At 60.1% G+C, this 18,768-nt stretch carries 15 protein-coding genes; 4 read left to right on the forward strand and 11 right to left on the reverse strand.

What is annotated here, in order from left to right; genetic code table 11:
• Positions 1-67: 67 nt before the first annotated feature.
• Entirely contained in the window at positions 68-2,773 is a 2,706-nt protein-coding gene (locus tag AC1DX3_RS04500) for a glycoside hydrolase family 3 C-terminal domain-containing protein (protein WP_476988046.1), read from the forward strand.
• Here AC1DX3_RS04500 and AC1DX3_RS04505 read toward each other — a convergent pair whose 3' ends face one another.
• From AC1DX3_RS04505 to AC1DX3_RS04535, 7 genes are all read right to left on the reverse strand, one after another.
• The gene (locus AC1DX3_RS04505; RefSeq protein WP_476988047.1) at positions 2,774-3,178 is read right to left on the reverse strand and encodes a nuclear transport factor 2 family protein; all 405 of its coding nucleotides are present in this window, start codon (positions 3,176-3,178) and stop codon (positions 2,774-2,776) included. It lies immediately after the preceding gene.
• A 101-nt stretch (positions 3,179-3,279) separates the two neighbouring features.
• A complete protein-coding gene (locus AC1DX3_RS04510; RefSeq protein WP_476988048.1) occupies positions 3,280-3,537 on the reverse strand; it encodes a DUF2171 domain-containing protein in 258 nt (85 codons plus the stop codon).
• A 144-nt stretch (positions 3,538-3,681) separates the two neighbouring features.
• Complete coding sequence (locus AC1DX3_RS04515; RefSeq protein ID WP_476988049.1) at positions 3,682-4,161, reverse strand: VOC family protein; 480 nt, start codon at positions 4,159-4,161, stop codon at positions 3,682-3,684.
• Positions 4,162-4,400: 239 nt separating this feature from the next.
• Positions 4,401-5,750 (reverse strand): alpha-L-fucosidase, encoded by a 1,350-nt coding sequence (locus AC1DX3_RS04520; RefSeq protein WP_476988050.1) that lies wholly within the window; start codon positions 5,748-5,750, stop codon positions 4,401-4,403.
• Between the two features lie 204 nt (positions 5,751-5,954).
• Positions 5,955-6,263, reverse strand: coding sequence for a hypothetical protein (locus AC1DX3_RS04525; RefSeq protein ID WP_476988051.1), 309 nt, complete (start codon positions 6,261-6,263; stop codon positions 5,955-5,957).
• A 101-nt stretch (positions 6,264-6,364) separates the two neighbouring features.
• On the reverse strand, positions 6,365-6,937 hold the full coding sequence (locus tag AC1DX3_RS04530) for a hypothetical protein (RefSeq protein ID WP_476988052.1): 573 nt from the start codon (positions 6,935-6,937) through the stop codon (positions 6,365-6,367).
• A gap of 564 nt (positions 6,938-7,501) precedes the next feature.
• Complete coding sequence (locus AC1DX3_RS04535) at positions 7,502-9,700, reverse strand: hypothetical protein (RefSeq protein WP_476988053.1); 2,199 nt, start codon at positions 9,698-9,700, stop codon at positions 7,502-7,504.
• A gap of 421 nt (positions 9,701-10,121) precedes the next feature.
• Here AC1DX3_RS04535 and AC1DX3_RS04540 point away from each other — a divergent pair, with 421 nt between their 5' ends.
• The 3 genes from AC1DX3_RS04540 to AC1DX3_RS04550 all read left to right on the forward strand — a co-directional run bounded on the left by AC1DX3_RS04540 (position 10,122) and on the right by AC1DX3_RS04550 (position 13,194).
• The gene (locus AC1DX3_RS04540) at positions 10,122-10,658 is read left to right on the forward strand and encodes a hypothetical protein (RefSeq protein WP_476988054.1); all 537 of its coding nucleotides are present in this window, start codon (positions 10,122-10,124) and stop codon (positions 10,656-10,658) included.
• Positions 10,655-11,767 (forward strand): hypothetical protein, encoded by a 1,113-nt coding sequence (locus AC1DX3_RS04545; RefSeq protein ID WP_476988055.1) that lies wholly within the window; start codon positions 10,655-10,657, stop codon positions 11,765-11,767. The genes AC1DX3_RS04540 and AC1DX3_RS04545 overlap by 4 nt, the downstream gene beginning before the upstream one ends.
• 590 nt (positions 11,768-12,357) lie before the next feature.
• Positions 12,358-13,194 (forward strand): hypothetical protein, encoded by an 837-nt coding sequence (locus AC1DX3_RS04550; RefSeq protein ID WP_476988056.1) that lies wholly within the window; start codon positions 12,358-12,360, stop codon positions 13,192-13,194.
• 159 nt (positions 13,195-13,353) lie between these two features.
• Here the strand turns inward: AC1DX3_RS04550 and AC1DX3_RS04555 are convergent, their stop codons facing one another.
• The 4 genes from AC1DX3_RS04555 to AC1DX3_RS04570 all read right to left on the reverse strand — a co-directional run bounded on the left by AC1DX3_RS04555 (position 13,354) and on the right by AC1DX3_RS04570 (position 18,694).
• On the reverse strand, positions 13,354-13,908 hold the full coding sequence (locus AC1DX3_RS04555; protein WP_476988057.1) for a hypothetical protein: 555 nt from the start codon (positions 13,906-13,908) through the stop codon (positions 13,354-13,356).
• A 390-nt stretch (positions 13,909-14,298) separates the two neighbouring features.
• On the reverse strand, positions 14,299-15,483 hold the full coding sequence (tuf, locus tag AC1DX3_RS04560) for an elongation factor Tu (protein ID WP_476988058.1): 1,185 nt from the start codon (positions 15,481-15,483) through the stop codon (positions 14,299-14,301).
• Between the two features lie 589 nt (positions 15,484-16,072).
• Complete coding sequence (locus AC1DX3_RS04565; RefSeq protein ID WP_476988059.1) at positions 16,073-17,044, reverse strand: hypothetical protein; 972 nt, start codon at positions 17,042-17,044, stop codon at positions 16,073-16,075.
• Positions 17,045-17,212: 168 nt separating this feature from the next.
• Complete coding sequence (locus tag AC1DX3_RS04570; protein WP_476988060.1) at positions 17,213-18,694, reverse strand: class I SAM-dependent methyltransferase; 1,482 nt, start codon at positions 18,692-18,694, stop codon at positions 17,213-17,215.
• Positions 18,695-18,768: the final 74 nt, after the last annotated feature.

An 18,768-nucleotide genomic window follows, 5' to 3' on the forward strand; every position in this document is an offset into this window, starting at 1 on the left:
TTACCGCTACCAGGTGAAACCACCGCCAGATGTGGTCCGGCTGATGAAATACCCAGGGAGACTCATAATGAACATTCGTGCACCCCATCGTCTTTCGGCATCCTGCGCCCCATTGGCGTTAATGCTGGCTATTGCCTTCGCGCCCCTGGCAAGCCATGCGGCAACGCCCGTGGCGTGTGGCGATGCGCCCTGCCCCTATCTCGACAAGAGCCTGACGCCTGAAGCGCGCGCGAAGGACCTGGTCGGACGCATGACGCTGGACGAAAAAGCCGCCCAGATGCAGGACAATGCCTCGGCGATTCCGCGGCTGGGGCTTAAGCGCTATGGCTGGTGGAACGAAGTGCTGCACGGCCTGGCGCGCGCCGGCCATGCCACCGTCTATCCCCAGGCGATCGGCCTGGCCGCCACCTGGGATACCGGGCTGATGCAGGATATCGGCGACGCCATCGCCGTCGAAGGCCGCGCCAATTACAACGCGTCCCTCCTGCGCGATCCGACCGGCACCGACCGCTATCACGGCGTCAATTACTGGTCGCCCAATATCAATATCTTCCGCGATCCGCGCTGGGGCCGCGGCCAGGAAACCTATGGCGAGGACCCGTTCCTGACCGGCCATATGGCGGTGGCTTTCATTCACGGCATCCAGGGCGACGATCCGTTATATTATAAGGGTGTCGCCACCCCTAAGCACTTCGTCGTCCATTCCGGTCCGGAGCCGCTGCGTCACGGTTTCAATGTCGACGTCTCGCCTTTCGATCTGGAAGACACCTATACGCCGGCCTTCCGGTCGGCGATCGTTGACGGCAAGGCGGATTCCTTGATGTGCGCCTATAACGCCATCGACGGTTATCCGGCCTGCGGTAGCCCGCTGCTGCGCGACCGGTTGCGCGGCGCCTGGGGCTTCAAGGGCTTCGTCGTCACCGATTGCGACTCGGTCGACGACATGGTCACGGGCCACAAAAAGTATCCAGACGGCGCGGCCGCTTCGGCGGCGGCGGTCAAGGCTGGCGCCGATCTCGACTGCGGCACGACCTATAAGGCCTTGCCAGAGGCGGTGAAGCGCGGCCTGATCAGCGAGAGCGAGATCGATGTGTCGCTGGAGCGCTTGATGGCGGCGCGCATCCGCATGGCCTTGATTGACGGCGGCCAATATGACGCCATCCCGGCCAGCGAGATCGACTCAGCGGCGCACCGGGCCCTGGCGCTAAAGACCGCCGAGGAAGCCATCGTCCTGCTGGCCAACACCAAGAATACCTTGCCGCTCAAGGGCAGTGAGCGCATCGCTGTTATCGGGCCGAACGCGCAACTGCTGCAAAGCCTTGAGGGCAATTATACCGGCGTGCCGGTCGATCCGTCCCTGCCGCTGGATGCCTTGCGCGCCACGTTCGGGGCCGACCATGTCGCCTATGCCGCCGGCGCGCCGTTGACCGAAGGTCTGCGCATGCCGGTGCCGGAGACCTATTTGACGGTCGCCGCGGGCAGTGCGGAGCATGGCCTGAAGGGCGAATATTTCGACAATTTGAGCTTCGCCGGCGCGCCCAAGATGACGCGCACCGACCCGGTGATTAATTTCGATTTTTATCAAAGCGCGCCCGAAGGCTTTCAGCCCAAGGGTTTCAGCGTGCGCTGGACCGGGGTTCTGACGCCGCCGGCGCCTGGTGCCTATCAGATCGGCTTCCGCATGTTGCCGCGGCCGGGCCAGCCTTTGCCCGAGGTCAAGGTGTGGATCGACGATCATCTGGTCGTGACGCCGGACAAGGTCGGTATCGTCGCCAGCGCGGCGTCGTGCGCGCCCGGTAATTGCGAGCAGCCGGGGCACCTTATCCCCATCACCTTTACCGACACGAAACCGCATAGCGTGCGGATCGACTATGTCCGCGCCACCGAGGACCGGGCTTCGTCCTTTGACTGGATCGCGCCGACGCCGGTTTTGATCGACGCTGCCGTTGCCGCCGCCAAACAGAGCGATGTCGTGGTGGCCTTTGTCGGCCTGTCGCCCGATCTCGAAGGCGAGGAAATGAAGGTCGATTTCCCGGGTTTCCTGGGCGGCGACCGCACCAGTTTGGCCTTGCCGGAAGCGCAGCAAAAGATGCTGGAAGCGGTCAAGGCGACGGGCAAGAAGCTTATTGTCGTCTATCTGACCGGCGGGGAGATTTCCGATCCGTGGGTGGTGCAGAATGCCGATGCCGTGGTCCAGGGCTGGTATCCCGGCGAGGCCGGCGGCCAAGCCATCGCCAATGTGCTGACCGGCAACGTCAATCCCGCCGGGCGCCTGCCCTACACGGTCTATCGCGATGTCGCCGACCTGCCGCCGTTCGAAGATTATAGCATGAAGGACCGGACCTACCGCTATTTCAAGGGGCCGGTGCTGTATCCGTTCGGCCATGGCCTGAGCTATACCAGTTTCGCCTATGACGCGCCGGTGTTGTCGGTGGCGACGGTCAAGGCCGGCGACGGCGTGACGGCGACCGTGACTGTGCGCAACAGCGGTGCGCGTGACGGCGATGAGGTCGTGGAGCTCTATCTCGCCAAGCCCGGCGACACAGCGCATCCGGTCCTGGCCGGTTTCCAGCGGGTGCATCTGAAGGCCGGCGAAAGCCAGCCGGTGACGATTGCGCTGGATGCCAGGGCCCTGTCGCAGGTCGATCAGGCCGGTGGCCGCAAGGTCGTGCCGGGGAGCTATATGGTCAATCTGGGCGGCGGCCAGCCGGGGCATGCCGCGACGGTGTCGGCAAGCTTTCAGGTAACCGGCGAGGCCGATGTGCCGGAATAGCTATGTGCGACACGCGGAACCCGTCGGATTGACGATTTCCAACGGATAGGTTCCGTGTCCTTCAACGATCAGGCCGCCGTCGAATTTAAGGACTTCGCTGACGCGGATACCCTTCTGGTTTTTGTAGAGAATGACCAGGTGATCGATGCCGGCAAAGACCTCTTCGACAGTGAAGCGGAGATCGGGAATGGCGCGAATGCCCATCGTCCAATAGTCGCGAATGGCGGCTTTTCCATGCAACTTCCCACCGGTTGCCGGAAGGATTTGGCGGGCGAAGGGCGATGAGAATGTCGCATCGTCGTGGAAGTGGGACAGCACCTTTTCAATGTCGTGGGCGTTCCACGCATCCAGCCATTGGCTGGCAAAGTCTTTGGGATCGGCAAAGTCTTTAGGGTCGATATTCATGGGACGGCCTCGTGTTACGGCTACCGATATTGCCGCACGCGCCCGCAACAGGCAACATGGCGACCGGGCGTGAGGCCGAAACCCCACGCCCGTCGCATGATTTAGACCGTCGTGCTGTTTTCTTCTTCCTCGAAAGTGACCGCGACGTCACCATTGGCCGACAGGCGGACGGTGCCGTCTTCGATATCGGCGACCAGGCCCAGGCTGATATAGTGGTGATGACCCTCGTGCTTGCCTTCGCCACCGTCCGGCTTGGTCAGTTTGATACGGCCGTTTTCGACCGCATCGACCGTGCCGACGTGAACGCCGTCCGCGCCGATGACTTCGGCATGTTCCTTGATGTCTGCTGCGTCTACCATGTCAGTCTCCGTCCATAGGGCTGTGCCGGTCAAAACAGCGCTGCCGCCAGGCACAGGCGGCGGCAGACCGTTGACCGATATGCCGCCGGATCATGTAAAGGAACAATGCGCCCGCCGGGGCGGATTGTTACCGGACGATGTGGATCAGCCGCGGCGGGCGGCCTCGATTTTGGCGACGTCGATCTTGTGCATGGTCATCATGGCATCGAAAGCGCGTTTGGCTTCGGCACCGCCGGCGGCCAGGGCGTCGGTCAGGACGCGCGGGGTGATTTGCCATGACAGGCCCCATTTATCCTTGCACCAGCCGCAGGCGCTTTCCTGGCCGCCATTGCCGACGATGGCGTTCCAGTAAAGATCGGTTTCCGCCTGGTCGTCGGTGGCGATCTGGAAGGAAAAAGCTTCGGTTTGTTTGAACATGGGCCCGCCGTTCAGGCCCAGGCACGGGATGCCGAAAACGGTGAATTCGACGGTCAGGACATCGCCTTCCTTGCCGGACGGGAAGTCTCCGGGGGCCTTATAGACCGCCTTTACAGTACTATCGGGAAATGTAGCGGCATAGAAGTTGGCGGCCGCTTCGGCGTCCTTATCGTACCAGATGCAAATCGTATTTTTGGGGGTGGGCATGAGGTTGTCCTTTTGCTTTTGAAGCCAAGTTGGGCTTGGAGCCCCGTCCCTGCCCGGTCACTCTAGGCGATCAGGGTACGTGTCTCAACCCCAAAACAACCGGTACGAGGCGACGGCAGAATCGGCCGCCTTATGCAGTAGTCAAGGCGCTGCATAAGAACCATGATCACATTGAAAAGATTGCGTTTTCCAGGATTAATGCAGAGGCCGGGCCTAAGGTAATATGTCACCGCAATACCTTATGGCGCGGCCGGCGCCAGCCGTAGTTCGATGACGGTGACGGCGGAGCCGCGCGAGGAAGGCGGCACGGACAGGGTGTGGCCGTCGGCGCCGGCGGTCCAGGTGACAGCCTCGCCCGACAGGTTCCGGGCGTTCACGACCTGTCTGGGCAAGAGCGGCAGCACCAGTTCGTCCGCCGGCCAGCCGACGATATGGACGAAGACGCTGTCGCCGGCGGTGGTCGTGCCGTAGACATTGTCGACCGGCTGAAGCGGTCCCGGGCGCGTGGCGTAGACGGCCCGGCCGTGGCGTTTCAGCCAGAGCCCAACGCCTTTGAGTGTCTCGGTTTGCTTCGGCGGAATGACGCCGTCGCGGTCCGGACCGACATTGGCGATGACATTGCCGTTGCGCACCACGGCGTCGGCCAGCAGGCGCACGACCTGATCGGCGTTCATCACCTGCTCTTCCGGCGTGTAACCCCAGCCGCCGCCATTGAGGGAAAATGCCTTTTCCCACGGACGGGCGCGAATGGGCCCCTTGATCGGCGCGCTGCCTTCTTCTTCTTCGTAATCGCCCTGCCAGCCCGAGCGCGGATTGATGACGATCTCCGGCTGGTAGGTGCGTACCATGCGGTTCAGCTTATCCGGTTGCCAGAACCACGCGGCGTCGGCGTCCGTGCCCTTGTGCGCCAGCCAGCCGCCGTCCCACCACAGGATGTCGATATGGCCGTAGCGGCGCATCAGCTCTTCGACCTGTGCATAGGTTTGCCGCTTGAACAGGGCGGCGTTGTCGGGCAGTTCCTTTGGGTGGAAATAGGCCGGGAAGCGCCAGTCGAGCGGCGAATAATAGAGTCCGACGCGCAGACCCTGACTGCGAACGGCCTTGACGAACGGGGCGACCAGGTCGCGATGCGCCGCCGAATGCATGGCGTCATATTGGCCGTAGCTGGCCGGGCTGTTCCACAAGGCGAAGCCGTCGTGGTGGCGCGCCGTCAACACCATGTAACGGGCGCCGGCGGTTTTCGCCAGCCTGGCCCAACTGTCCGGATCATAGTGGCGGGGATGGAATTCCTTGGCCAGTTTCGCGTAGTCTTCCGGCGAAACCTTTTCGTTGAACATATACCACTCGCCCCGGGCCGGGATGGCGTAAAGCCCCCAGTGGACGAAGACGCCGAACTTGGCGTCGCGCCACCAGGCCATGTCCTTGTCGGGCAGCAGCAGGTCGGGGGCCAGAGTCGGGTCGGTATTGGCGATCTTTTGCGCCGAGCGCTGCTCGTCGGTTAAGGTCTGTGTGGGCAGGGTCTGGGCATGCGGCATGGAAGGGACGAAGGCTGCTGCGGCGGCCCCGAGCAAGAGATGGCGACGATACATGAATTTCCTCCGTTTTTGGGGCCGCTTTTTCTGGGCAGGTTAAGCGGCGCAGAACGAAGTTTCAATAGGAAAAATTTGTTTCACATATGAATGATGATCGCTCCAGATATCAAAACAAAAAGCCCGGCGTCGGGGTGAACCGCGCCGGGCGTTATGGATTTTTGCTCATACACCGGACCGGCGTCCAATTTGACGAGAAATGCTTTAGGCGCCGGCATAGATGATGTGCAGGACGTCCGGATTATTGGAGCTGGCGGCCATGATGAGCCGGTTCATGCCGGCATAGGCGGTGGTGTCGTCGATCTCACCCGACCTCAGGCGCCGGCTCAGGCCCCTGATGAAGGCGCGCAGCGCGGCGCGATCACGCGGTTCAAATCTCAAGGACGTCTCCGCCTCGACACGATCCTGCAGATGGTTTCGCGCCAGCGACAGGTCCGGCACGCCAGCCTTGATCCTCTCGATCTGCTGCGCAATGAATGCGTGGCGCGACAATGAATTCAGCAATCCGGACATAGCCATTCCTCCAAAATCTGCAGGAGGATTGCGCTGAACGCTCCGGATTGGCAAAACACGACGCTTCACATTGCGGGGAGAACCTTCGTGATAGGACGTGACTAGTCGGCGCCTTCGCCCATCTGCTGGAAGACGCGGCCGTCGGCATAGGCGACTAGGTCCATGAACATGGAAATAGCGTCCGGGGAGGTTTTCCCGCTCGCCACCAGAGGCACCGCGAGGGCCGTGATGACGCCAGGATCCGGGGGAGGCCCACTGTAGTCCGCGGTCATTTCCGTCGCGTAGAGAGCCCTGGCTTCGGGGGGCAGACCCGCCCAGATTGCGTCCAGGGTCTCCGGTGCGACGCCATCGACGAGCAGGATATGGCGCTCGGCAAGGATCCGCTGTGAATATCCTTCGAGGGCCCACCGTCCCTCGTTATCAAGCATGAAACCGCATGTCTTATAGTTCGCAGCGATATGCGCGGACGAGGCGGCGTGGAAACCAATGTCGACCGTGCCTTGGGCGACGTAGTTCGACTGATACGCCGCTTGGGTTGCGGCCGGCAGGGCGTCCCACAGGCATTTGCCGCCGCCAGGCGTGGCGGCTTCGGCGGAGGCGCCGGCCGTAAAGGCCGCAGCCAGGATAGCCAGTGCGAAGAGGCGGTCGGCGAGTCGTGGGCGGGCTTTTGACATGGTGAAACTCCCCGGCGCCAATGGGTCTGTTAACGCTGAAGACATCAAACGCATAATAATCCCGCCCATTCAAGCCTGCCGGTTCGGGCCTTTGGGGCGGACGATAAATCGGGTGGTTTCTGCGTGTTTTTGCCATCGCGGTGGCAGTTGGACCTGTAATGGGCGGCTTAACCGGCCTTTGGAGGGCGTTGGCAGGCGCTGAATGGACGGGGGTTTGTTGTCGAGATAGGTAAAATTCGAAACCTAAGCGCGCCTTGGGGAGAAAATCCTATCCAATTCTGTCCAATTATCGGCCATGCCTTTGTGCCTGTCAGGCGTAAGATGTTACCGATTCCAATTCAATTCAACCAAGGGGGCGGTAGCCATATTCCCCGGTCTCGAACGCTTCCCGGTCGCCCGATCGCTCGGAGCGCGCCAGGTAAAAGTCAAGAGGCGGAACTGAAGATCGGTCCGTGCTTGTCCGGCGCCGTGTCGGAAACGTCGGGGAATAGTGCTCCTGTCCCCATATTCTTATCTGTCCCCATATTCTTATCCATATTCTTATATTCTTCTTTCAAATACGGGCTAGTGCCCTTCCGCAGCATCATGATCGCAAACGGTCGCACTCATTTGCTCAGCCATTGCGAGAAACTCTCCAACGTCGTGGCCGTTGGCTTGCGCTTGCCGCAATACATCCGCCGCCATCGAATAACTCCTGGCGCTCTCGGCGAGCATACCTGAATGTGCCGGATGGCCGCCCAGTTGAAACTGTGCGGCCGCCAGCCTCATCAATCCGTTGGCGCGGATTACATGCGCCTGCCCGGTGGGCCAGAATGCTACATAGGCCGTAAAAGCCACCACGGCGATTTCAAGGTGGGGAATAGGATCGTCCTGCGAGGACAGGAGCAGATGGGCCTCACCGAGTTGACGTTTTACTAGCGCGCGAATGCGATGATCTGCCTGTGTCTGGGACGAGGCCTCAACTTCCTCCAGGAGCGCGATTGCCGGCAAGAGTCCCGCCGGATCGCCGCCAAGCTCGACAACGTTGATGCGCGCAGACGCCAGATTCATCGCCACACCGGACCATTCGACGCTACCGTACTCCGATTCCACTAGGTCCAACGCCGCCTCAAAGCTTTCTGCCGCCAGGGCCGCCATCTCGACATCTTCCGTAGCGACTGCCAGTAAGTCATAGGCGCCACCCAACACGTTCTTGACATTGAACACACCTCGGGAATGCCCTTGTAAAGTCCAGACGGCTTCCGCGGCATTCAACTGATCAATGGCTTGGAAGATCTTCGACAGATCACCCGTTTGGGCAGCCAGCGCGGACAGGCATACGGCCATGTTGTAGCGAACGAGGGCGCAATCGTTGTCCATCACGTGGGCCACATACATCTCGAGTGCCAGCCGGTAGTGGTCAAGCGCGTCGTCGAGGTACTCTCGGTTCCTGCGGCAACGGCCCAGCTTTGCAAGCAATACGGCAAGCGAGGTGTGGGTGCGCGCCCAGAAGATCGGTGCCACCTTAGGGGTTCGGTGAATGAGCGCCGCCTCGAACGATGCCGCAGCGAGGTCAAGGCAACTCTCGTCCTCAGTAGCGTCGGCTAGGTCGCTCAGCGCATTGCCGCGATTGTGCAGCGCCTTGCCAAGGAGGATGGGGTCAGCGGGTCCAGGTTCAACGATCAGCCGGTCGAAAAGCGCGATGGATTCGTTGAGAACTTCAGCATTATCGAGGCGGCTGCCCACCATGCCCAGGGCGATCCCCAAGTTGAGTTGGATCGCAAAGGTATCGGCGGCCGTGGCCCCCAGCGCCGGCCGAAGCACCTCAACCGCTGAGAGCAGCAGCTCATTGGAGAGATGGGTCTCGCCCAAATTCATTAGTTCGGCCGCGAGATTGAATCGCACCTGTCCCAGAAGCCTCCGATCCAGGGCACCATGATCGTTCCGCAAAACATCGATCAGATCCTGGGTGACCCGCCGGGTCAGAGAAGCGTCGCCAGACTGGCGGCCGATCGCCGATAGCACCGACCGGTGATGGAGGAAAAGGCTCATGTCTGGCGGAACAGAAGCCTCCAGCAGTCGCCGCAACCGCGGTTCCACCTGGCGCATTTGCGGCAGCAGACACCTGGCGTCGCTGAAGGCCGGCGCGGCCTCAAGGAGAACGCGCGTCGCTAAGACGGCCCTCAACTTCTCGCTGATATCCTTGGGCAGGTCCAAGGCGGGTTCGGCAACCGCGAGTACTTGCTCGCCGTTGCCCGGGTCGAGCGTCCAAAACCGGAGCACGGCCCCCCCGTCGGCACGCACGCGCCCCGAAATCATCAGGTCGCAATTGGTCGCGTTAAGCCAAGCCCGCGCGCGACGCGCTGATGCCGTCTCGATGTCCGCATCTCGGCCATGCCGCAGTTCAAGCCTCTCTGGCCACAGGGACACCTCGATCGCGTCGTCAAGTTCGGCCTTCAGACCTTCGCGAAGGCTTTCGCGCATACTGTCGTTTGAATCGCCAACCAAGCAGGTGACCAGCACAGCGAGGCGGTCTCCGGACGCCCGACGCACCTGCCGCCGCGCACGCCATCGCAGAAGGATGCGAACACTCATACCGACGGCCGCGAGCAGAAGGACTAGTCCGGCCGATGCCACCCAAGTGGGCCACTCGCCCAAGCCGCCCACCTCGCCCTTTTGGGTCAGGCCCAATGCCAGACAAAGAGAGCCGATCACGCTAATGCAGATGGCGGCGGCGATGTTCTGGCCGACACCGGACAAAAAACCCTGAACCGATCTCTCCAAGCCGAATCCTCCATTTAAGCCTTCACGCAGATGTCGCGAAAAGATGGGTTTTGAAACTATCCTGCGCTGTATATATCCGTCTCGGCCTCGCCAAAAAACCACCATGGCGAAAGTGCCCGCAATTTTGAATATTTGTCAACAATCTGCAAAATGAATGGCATTCTGAACCGGGCCCAGGTTCCGTGGACATTTACTCTATCCATAGAACGACAGCTATCGTTGGGACAGCAAGTTAGTTTCGTGCGACTTTTCCCACCGTGTAGCCACCCAGCGGAACTGTTTGAGCCTGTTGAGGTCAGATTCGACAGGGTGTTTCTGCGCACGGAGATGCTGGAGCCAAAAACGTTCAGGTAAATCCAACGGATGAATGGCTGACAACTCGCTATTCACGGTGTACCACGATGTTAGGAGGGGCGTAAAAATGGCGGAATTGCAATTCCATAACCTCAGCGACAGGCACTATGGCTTAACGAAGGCCACTGCTGACGGCCTCACGGAAGCCGCTTGCGTGTGCCTTGATCGTCATCACACCTCATCTGTCAATTTCCAACTGACGGATAATCAGGTTCAATCTGAAGTGACCGTCAGTTGGGAAAAAGCAAGTCCCCGAACCCAAGGTGCATGGAATAATGCGATTGATGCCACGGAGAGCGGTGCATGCGCGTTGGCCTTGGCGGCTATCGACCACTCACGAGGGTTAGTGGCAATAAAACGCGCCGAAACATTAACGGGCGCCGATTATTACATCGACAAAGATGACCGTTCGACCGATGACCTCGAAAACGCTTTGAGGCTCGAAGTTTCTGGCACCGACAGGGGAAATGAATCCGATGTGAAAGGCAGGCTTAAAGCGAAGATATCGCAAGCGGCGGCAGGTCGATCTAGCTTACCAGCAGTTGCTTGCGTGGTCGGATTTTCTACGCTCAAAATAATGCTTGCCGATGTAGGTACGTCATGACTTGGAGCCAGTCGCATGACGTAAGCGAGAAATTGGCGGCCTCCGCCCATGAGGCGTTGAAGAACGGCGAGCTAGAACGCGCCAAGGCTCTTTTTGCGCTCGCGGCAAAAGCTGAAACTGCCGCATTTGAAATCCTGAGCGACGATAAACCCAGGACACTCGGTATTTCCGCCGTTAGCGCTACCGCACTATGGTACAAGGCGCGTAAATTTCAGGAAGCTGAACAAGTTGCTCACAAAGCCCTCGGACGGGACGCTTTACCACTCTTTGCGAGGAACGAACTGCGGACGCTGCTGCAAGCGGTTTGGAACGAGGAAGCCCAAGATGAAGCAGGCATTGGTTTCTTAAGCGGTCAGGTGGTCGTATCGGTTCGCGGCGGCGAAGTCGTAACCGGAGGCGCACCACTGGACCTCATTCTAAGCAAAGTGCAAACCGTCCAAAGCCTGTTTTTTCGTACGGCAGAACTTCTCAAATCTCTCCCGCTTCGTACCAAAGGGCCGCCGTCGAAGGAAATTCAAGAACGATATAAACCCTGGCTATTTCAGTCCGTGCCCGGCAGTTACCAATTTGTGGTCGCCATTCAGAAGCCGGCCCAGCCGGATCTATTCCCTACCGATGAACTTGAGCCAGACGTGCTCACGGACACCTTTCTGTCCATTCTTCGTGCAGCGTCTGAAGATGCGCCCGAAGCAATGGAAGCGGTAGTACCAGAACCTGCATACCGAACGACCTTCCTCAAACTAGCACGTAGCCTCGCTCCAACGGGCAAAACCTTCAGCGAAATGGAAATCCGAGGGACTGGCGACCATAACGCCGTGATTCTATCACCTCAGTCTCGGCGGACAATTTCTGAAACACTGCGCCCACTAACACCCACTGACGACAGTGATAAACTTGGAGAGAAGCGCATCACAGGAACGCTTCGAGCGGTCCACCTTGAAGATGATTGGTTGGAAGTCATCGCCGACGGACAGACCTATAAAATCGTAAATGTCGGAGAGACTGTCGATGACGTAATTGGTCCGATGGTCAATCATCAGGTGAACGTGCGGGCAAAGGTTGGCAAAAACCAAAAATTGATGTTTGTCGATATTGAGCGAGATGAATAGGAATAAAGGGAATATAGGGGACTTGAGCACTATTCCCCCGACGTTTCCGCCACGGCCCTGCAGAAGCACGGGCTGATCCTCAGTTCCGCCTCGCCGCCTTCTTCATGGTGCTCGGCAAGCGCTGGGGCAACCGAAAAGCGTTCGAGACCGGGGGAAAAGTGCTCCTGTCCCCCTAATTCTAGGTTTAACTTCTGGTTTAGTCGCCCGTTCCAAAATGCGGCGAAGGAAGCAGGACAAAGGAGCGCAGATGCCATTCACCCCGGAAGAAATTCAACAATGGCATGAAGAGAAGCGAAGGCGGGAGACCAAGCCGGAGCCGAGTAAGCGGGCTCCGATTGCAACCTGCCTCCATTGTCATCAGCCCTTCGGAATCGGCGAGGGCATTATCGTCGGCGATATTGCCTTATGCGACCGGTGCAACGGCGACTGAGAGTGGCTAAAAGGGGGCAGCGACGTTTTTTGCTACACGGCGGCTGATTGTCCAAGACAGTGCCGGACGGGCGGCTTGCAAAGTCGGTGAGTTCTGCGAAGCTATGCCTACCCTAGGAGACTACGAGTTTGGGGCGCGATTCGACCAAGAGGGGGAAATAATGAGAGCCAAAGTCCTTGCCGGCATTGTACTGATCCTGGCCTTGCCCGTCGGTGCATCAGCGGCTAAAAAGAACCCGACATTCCAGCTTGTCGTAAACTCCGAACAGTTCGACGGCAATGAGACTTACACCGCCAAGTCATACCAGAAACTGGCGGATGTAGAGATCTCACCCAGTTCGGCCGTTCAACTGGATGGCGACGTGCCACTGGAACTTGCGAAGGCTATCGCTATCGATCTGAGAGCCCCGTTGACCGCCGAATCCACGCTGTATGCTACCGGCATCGATCAAACGACTTATTGCGGAACGGGCTGGAGCACCAGGTTTTCGGCACGATTGACGCCTTGTCTGATCGACAGCGACGGCGACGGCAGTTTCGACCATGCAGCCAGAACCCTTCCAATCATAAGCACGCCAGAAATTGCGGTCATCGACGACCAAACCTTAACCGGCAATGTATTCTATCCTCAAGTCGCGCTGCCAGCGCCGATACCGTACCATCTTATTGACAGCACAAAGGTGCGGCGAGTTGCTGGCATAATTGTATGGGAGTCAGATTATGACAGGAGCAAACCGGGCCCGGTTCACTTTGTCTTACGCATTCACACCACTCCCATTGCACAATCGGCACCTCTCTATTCAGGTACCTTTTATTCACAAACGAAAAGCCTGACCTTTGATGGGACACCTACCGACGTCGATTTTTTCGGCGTCAAGGTTACCGTAGTGGGGGTGAACGAGCACGGCGCCCTCATCTATCGTCTGGCAGGTCACATCGACAATGCGACTGTCGGATTTATGATGAAACTTTACCACAAGAGCATCCCTGACTTTTGATGGATCAGCGCAGGATACGATTGCAGGCAAAGACATCTCTGCCTCGTTCCCTGGCCAATAGCGTGCAGTCGCGAGATATCAACCCCAAAAACAAACGCCCGGCGCCGGAGTGAACCGGCGCGGGGCATGCAATAATGGCCGACGGTGTAGGGATGCCGGTCATTCCGGCGACCAGTGGAGAAAACTATACCTTCCTAGGACATCCAGGTACCCGTTGAACAATGTGACGCCAGCACCGGCCACATATAAAATCAGGTAGTTCGGCCGCCTTAAGATCATTCTGAATTCACGACCGGTTATGTGGGAAATTATATCTTTCCTATGCCAAAAATGCTCCGGGTCCGAATATCTGACGACCGCATCGCCGAGGATATGTTGAATATCTACGACCTCCTGGACGTGATGGGTGCCGGCAAATATTGGCGGTGCGGAATCATATATCGTATAGTCGGCGGACAGGTCGTCTTTGCATTCTATGTCGACAACATAGCCGCCGGACAGACATAGTCTAAGCGCTGCGTCGTTGAGCAAGACCTGATCAATTATTCGGCCCTGGCACGCGCTCAGCGGGCCTTGGCTCTGCCTAATATCGCCGGCTCTTACAGTTTCGATAGCTTCATGGGGAGAGTTATAGGAGCGCTCCTTCCAAGGGGCGCTCTTAACAATGATCTCTTGCATTTCATCGGCAAGCTCGATGTGCGAGCCTTGTGCCATGTCACGGCTTTAATGGACGGACGCGATCGGGTCAACCGTGCCGTGCGACTCCGAAGTGGCTCGAAATTTCGAATATATAATTGCTCTGAAATCCGCTCTTGTCCCTTCTTGTCTGTGGACCTCATTCTTGCGTCGGGCGGAGGAAATTGTGCAAGCCTCAGGAAATAATTGTCAGACGTGGGGGTTTCGAACAAGCGACAAGTGCCCCACCACCACGCCGCAAGGGCGGCGCGGTCCCCCTCCCCGGCAAGCGGGGAGGATCAAGATTTGGTCGTCCATCGGTGGATTGACGGCCTTTTAGGATGACACGATTAGCCAGCCTCAGACCCTTTAAATTTGGAATTCAACAAACGCCCGGCGCCGGGGTGAACCGGCGCCGGGCGCTGCGTTTCAGGCGATGACTTCGGTCACCAAACCGGCGCCGACGGTCTTGCCGCCTTCGCGGATGGCGAAGCGCACGCCCTTCTCGATGCCGACCGGCTTCAGAAGTTCGAAGCCGATTTCAGCCTGATCGCCCGGCGACACGATACCGTCGTCGGCGACGGTGATGACGCCGGTGACGTCGGTGACGCCGAAGAAGAATTGCGGCTGGTAACCGCCGGCGAACGGCGTATGCCGGCCGCCTTCTTCCTTGGTCAGGATGAAGACCTGAGCCTTGCCGCGGGTGTGGGCCTTGATGGCGCCGGGCACGGACAGGACCTGACCGCGTTCGACACCGTCACGCTTGAGACCGCGCAGCAGCAGGCCGACATTCATGCCGGCACGGGCTTCCGCGATATCCTTGCGGAAGGCCTGGGCGCCGGTGACCACGACTTCGCGGCCGGCATTGTCGAGGCCGACGATTTCGACCTTGTCGCCGACCTTGATCACCCCGCGTTCGACACGGCCGGACACGACCGTACCGCGGCCTTCGATGGTGTGGACACCTTCGATCGGCATGAGGAACGGACCGGCGAAGTCGCGCACCGGATCGGGGATCGAGCGGTCGAGCGCCGTCACGAGATCGACGATGCCCTGAACGGCGGGATCGGTGAGATCGCCGCGCGTCACCGCTTCCAGCGCTTTCAGGGCGCTGCCGAAGACGAAGGGCGTATTTTCATAGCCTTGCGTTTCGAGAAGCGCCGCGGTTTCGAGCTGGATCAGCGCCATCATGTCTTCGCGTTCGTCCTCGGCCAGGGCATCCAGCTTGTTGACGAAGACGATCATGTGGCGGACGCCGACCTGGCGCGCCAGCAGGATGTGCTCGATCGTCTGTTTGGCGGCGCCCTTGGTGGCGTCGACAAGCAGGATCGCGCCATCCATCTGGGAGGCGCCGGTGATCATGTTTTTCACATAGTCGGCGTGGCCGGGACAGTCGATATGCGCATAGTGGCGCATCTCGGACTCGTACTCGACGTGGGTCGTGTTGATGGTGATGCCGCGGGCCTTTTCTTCGGGCGCGCGGTCGATCTCATCGAACGACAGGCCCTTGCCGCCGAGGCGCGCCGCCTGGACCTGGGTGATGGCCGAGGTCAGGGTGGTCTTGCCGTGGTCGACATGGCCGATGGTACCGACATTCACATGTACCTTGTTCATTTTATCACACTTACTTCTTTCCTTTTTGGAACACCGACGAACCCAGGTGATCAATCCGGGCCCGGCGGCCATTGGCTTTGGCGCGCCAAATCTTGGGTGGACGGTGCCTTAAGTGGCGCGGTCCGAAAACAAAAAACTCGCCGGACGGATCCGGCGAGTTGATGAAGATCAAACTCCGGAGTCCGTCAGGGGCTCCGGGCGAAAGCCGCGGAGCGTCAGGTTGCGATTGCCCACGCGGCATCGGCCACGCGCGGGGCATCCGCTTGCGTGTGTTCCGAAGCGCTGAAGACCTTTGAGGTCAGCATGGTACAAATCCTTTTATTGGCCGGGCCGTTGGGGACCGGGTGTTGTGGGCCGGGCATGAAAAAACCCTGGAGGAAAGACCTGCCAGGGTTCGAATGAACACGTGAGAGGCCTCGCCCCTCGTTGGTACGAGAGACGCTATGTGGTGGTGGTAAACGATTCATAGCTTCTGGTCATGGGCGGGCAGATAACACCGGAGGACGGGAAATGCAAGTGCGGTTGTGGCGGAGCATGGCAGGGCAAGGCGCATGGTACCATCAGGAGGCTTCCCCGAATCCCGGAGCGACTATTGCGGCTTGATATGGCAGGTGGCCGGGTAGCGGGTCGTGTGGTCATCGATGATGGCGCTGATATTGGGATCGGCGCTGGTGTCGTCGAAGGTCAGTTCTATGGTGTAGGGGGTTTCGACAATGCCAAAGGCGAAGGTGTCGCCGGTGACGTCTCCGGGCTGATCGAAGGTCAGCCTCGGGCGACCGTTATTGAGGTCGTCGTGGCCATACCACGTGCGTTTTTGGATGAGCGGACCGTCATCGAAATAGAGCACGGTCGAATTGGTGCCGTGGAAGCGGCCGTCGTCTTCTAACTGATAAGCGATATTCGTCATGACATTGCCGACGATGGCGCCCTGGTCGCCCTTGAGGTAGGTCGAGCCTTCGCAGGTGATCAGTTTCAGCGCCGTCGTCAGAATGAAGCGATGGCCGGTTTCGGCGTCGGTGACCGGCGTGTGGAAGCCTGGGTCGGGAAAGGCGCGCGGCGTCTGCAAATGACAGTCCCAATGGATCGCTTCACCGCTGGTCTGATCGTAGAGCGTACCCTGGAGGCGCGGGGCGTCGCCGGTTTGGGTGAAGGTCAGGGTGCCGAGATCGGTGTGCCATTCCAGCGGCGGAGGCAAGGGCGTGCCGGTGGTGACGGATGACTGGGTCAAGACCAGGGACGGTTGGCCGGCATTGGTTTCTGCCGTGCCGGTGGCCTGCATGACAACGGTATAGGGTTGACCGGCCAGGACAACCGTCGAGGTCTCGACCAATTCGATGCGGTTGCCGTCGGCCGCCGACAGGCGGAAAAACACGGTGGTATCGTAATGGACGTCGCTTTCGACCAGTTGGGCGATGTTTTCCTGGCCCGTGCACAGAAACTCGCGATCCTGGAGATTGCGGAGGTAGAGGTTGCTCTCGGCCGGTGTCATCGCGTGGGCCTGATGGGCGGATACCCCGAGGCAGAAGAGGATGAAAAGGCCTGTCCAGTGGCGGCGCGCCATGGCGACTGCTCCCGTGTGATGGAGGCGCAATGGGTCCAAGGTGGATGGCACCGCGCTGCGGCCCGGCCTTGGTGATTGCGCCCGGAAAGCGGTATGATAGCAGGTTTGACCGCTTGTCATACCGGTCGGCGCAACCTGTCGGTATTTGTAATGGACGGGCGGGAACCGTCAGATGACTTGCAGGGCCTTGAGCACGCCCAGGCCGTTGCGTGTGAAATTCACAGCACGGTTGCGCATGGCGGTTTGGTCGGTGTCGGACTCCGGAGCCAGGGTGGCGGCCAGCGATTCTGGGGCCTCGCCGCGCAGGATGGCGGCAAGGAAGGCCTGTTCGGGACCGGGCAGAGGTATGCCTGTCCCGGTCACGGGTGAGGCCAGGGCGGCGACCGGCCGGCCCGCCGCGGCCGAGTGCAGGGCGGCGGCATTGAAGCGGTCGGTGGCCACCTTGCGCGCGGCATCGCCTTCGGCCGGGAGCGCGGGCTGGACATAGCCCAGCGCGCACAGGACGCTGAGGGCTTGTTCGATATGGCGGGCTTCGAGGGCGGGGAGTTTGACGCACAGGTCGGCCATGGTCGCTGGCCCGGCGATCAGGGCGTCGAGCACGGCGTCGAAGACCTTCGGCGTCAGGTCGAATTCGCCGCCGGGGGCTTTGAATTTAAGAGGGCAGACTTCGCGCAGGCGGGCCAGGGCGAAGCGGCGGCCGGACATCCAGCGCGAGACGTCCTGTGGTGTCAGGGTCGGTGCGCCGCGGCTATAGACGTCACGGCGGAAACGGCGGTCGAGCAGAAAGTCGCGCACCACTTCGGCATTGGATGGCGCGTCGGGAGCGGCCAGCAGGGCGCGTTGTTCGGCCTTGAGATTGAACTGGTCGAAGGCGTCGAGCAGGCGCCCCTGGGCGATGTAGCCGAGCTTGGCCGGGGCCAGGGCGGAGGCGACTTCGTCGTGATAGAAGAGCCACCATTGCTCGTTGAGATATTCGTGGGCGAGATAGGCCGGGTCCTGACCGGCGAGATGGTCGAGGATGGGGGCGATATAGGGGGCGTCGGCGAAGAAGGCTGCGCCGGCGGCGCGCAGGGAGTGGACATAGGCGAGCGCCTGTTCGACGCGGGCGGCGGCCGGGGCCGAAGGGTTGGTGACGCCGAGCTTCATCAGGCGTCGCAAGGGGGCTACGCGCGCCCAGCCCGGCAGGCAATTATAGCTGAGATAGACCAGGCCGCCGGGTTTGAGGCGGCGGCGGATCAGCTCGACGATATAGTGACGGTTCTCGGCGCTGACCCACGACCAGATGCCGTGCAGGACGATGAAGTCGAACTCTGGCAGGTCTGCGTCGGTCAGGTCTTCGAAACTGGCTTCGAGGAAGGTGACATTGGTGGTGCCGGCGGCTTCGGCGGTCGTGCGGGCATTGAGGATGTGGGTGGGATTGAAGTCGTTGGCCCAGAATTGGCCGTGAGGGTTGGCTGCCGCCAGGAGGGCTGTGGAGACGCCGTTGCCGCAGCCAAGTTCGAGATAGGTGAAGGGGGCGTCGGGGTCGGGCGCGCGGCGGCCGGCCTGGGTCGCTGCCATGGCCAGGTTGAGCGGGGCCAGGTCGGGGTAGAAGCCGTGGGTATATTCGACATCGACGACATAGCCGCCGGTCCAGGTTTCATCGGACAAGGTCGCGTGCTTTCTGGCAGAGGATTGAGATTCAAGAAAGAACCCCTCACCCGCCAGGCTGAAGCCTGGCACCC

Source organism: Asticcacaulis sp. P2_B1 (genome assembly GCF_056404915.1).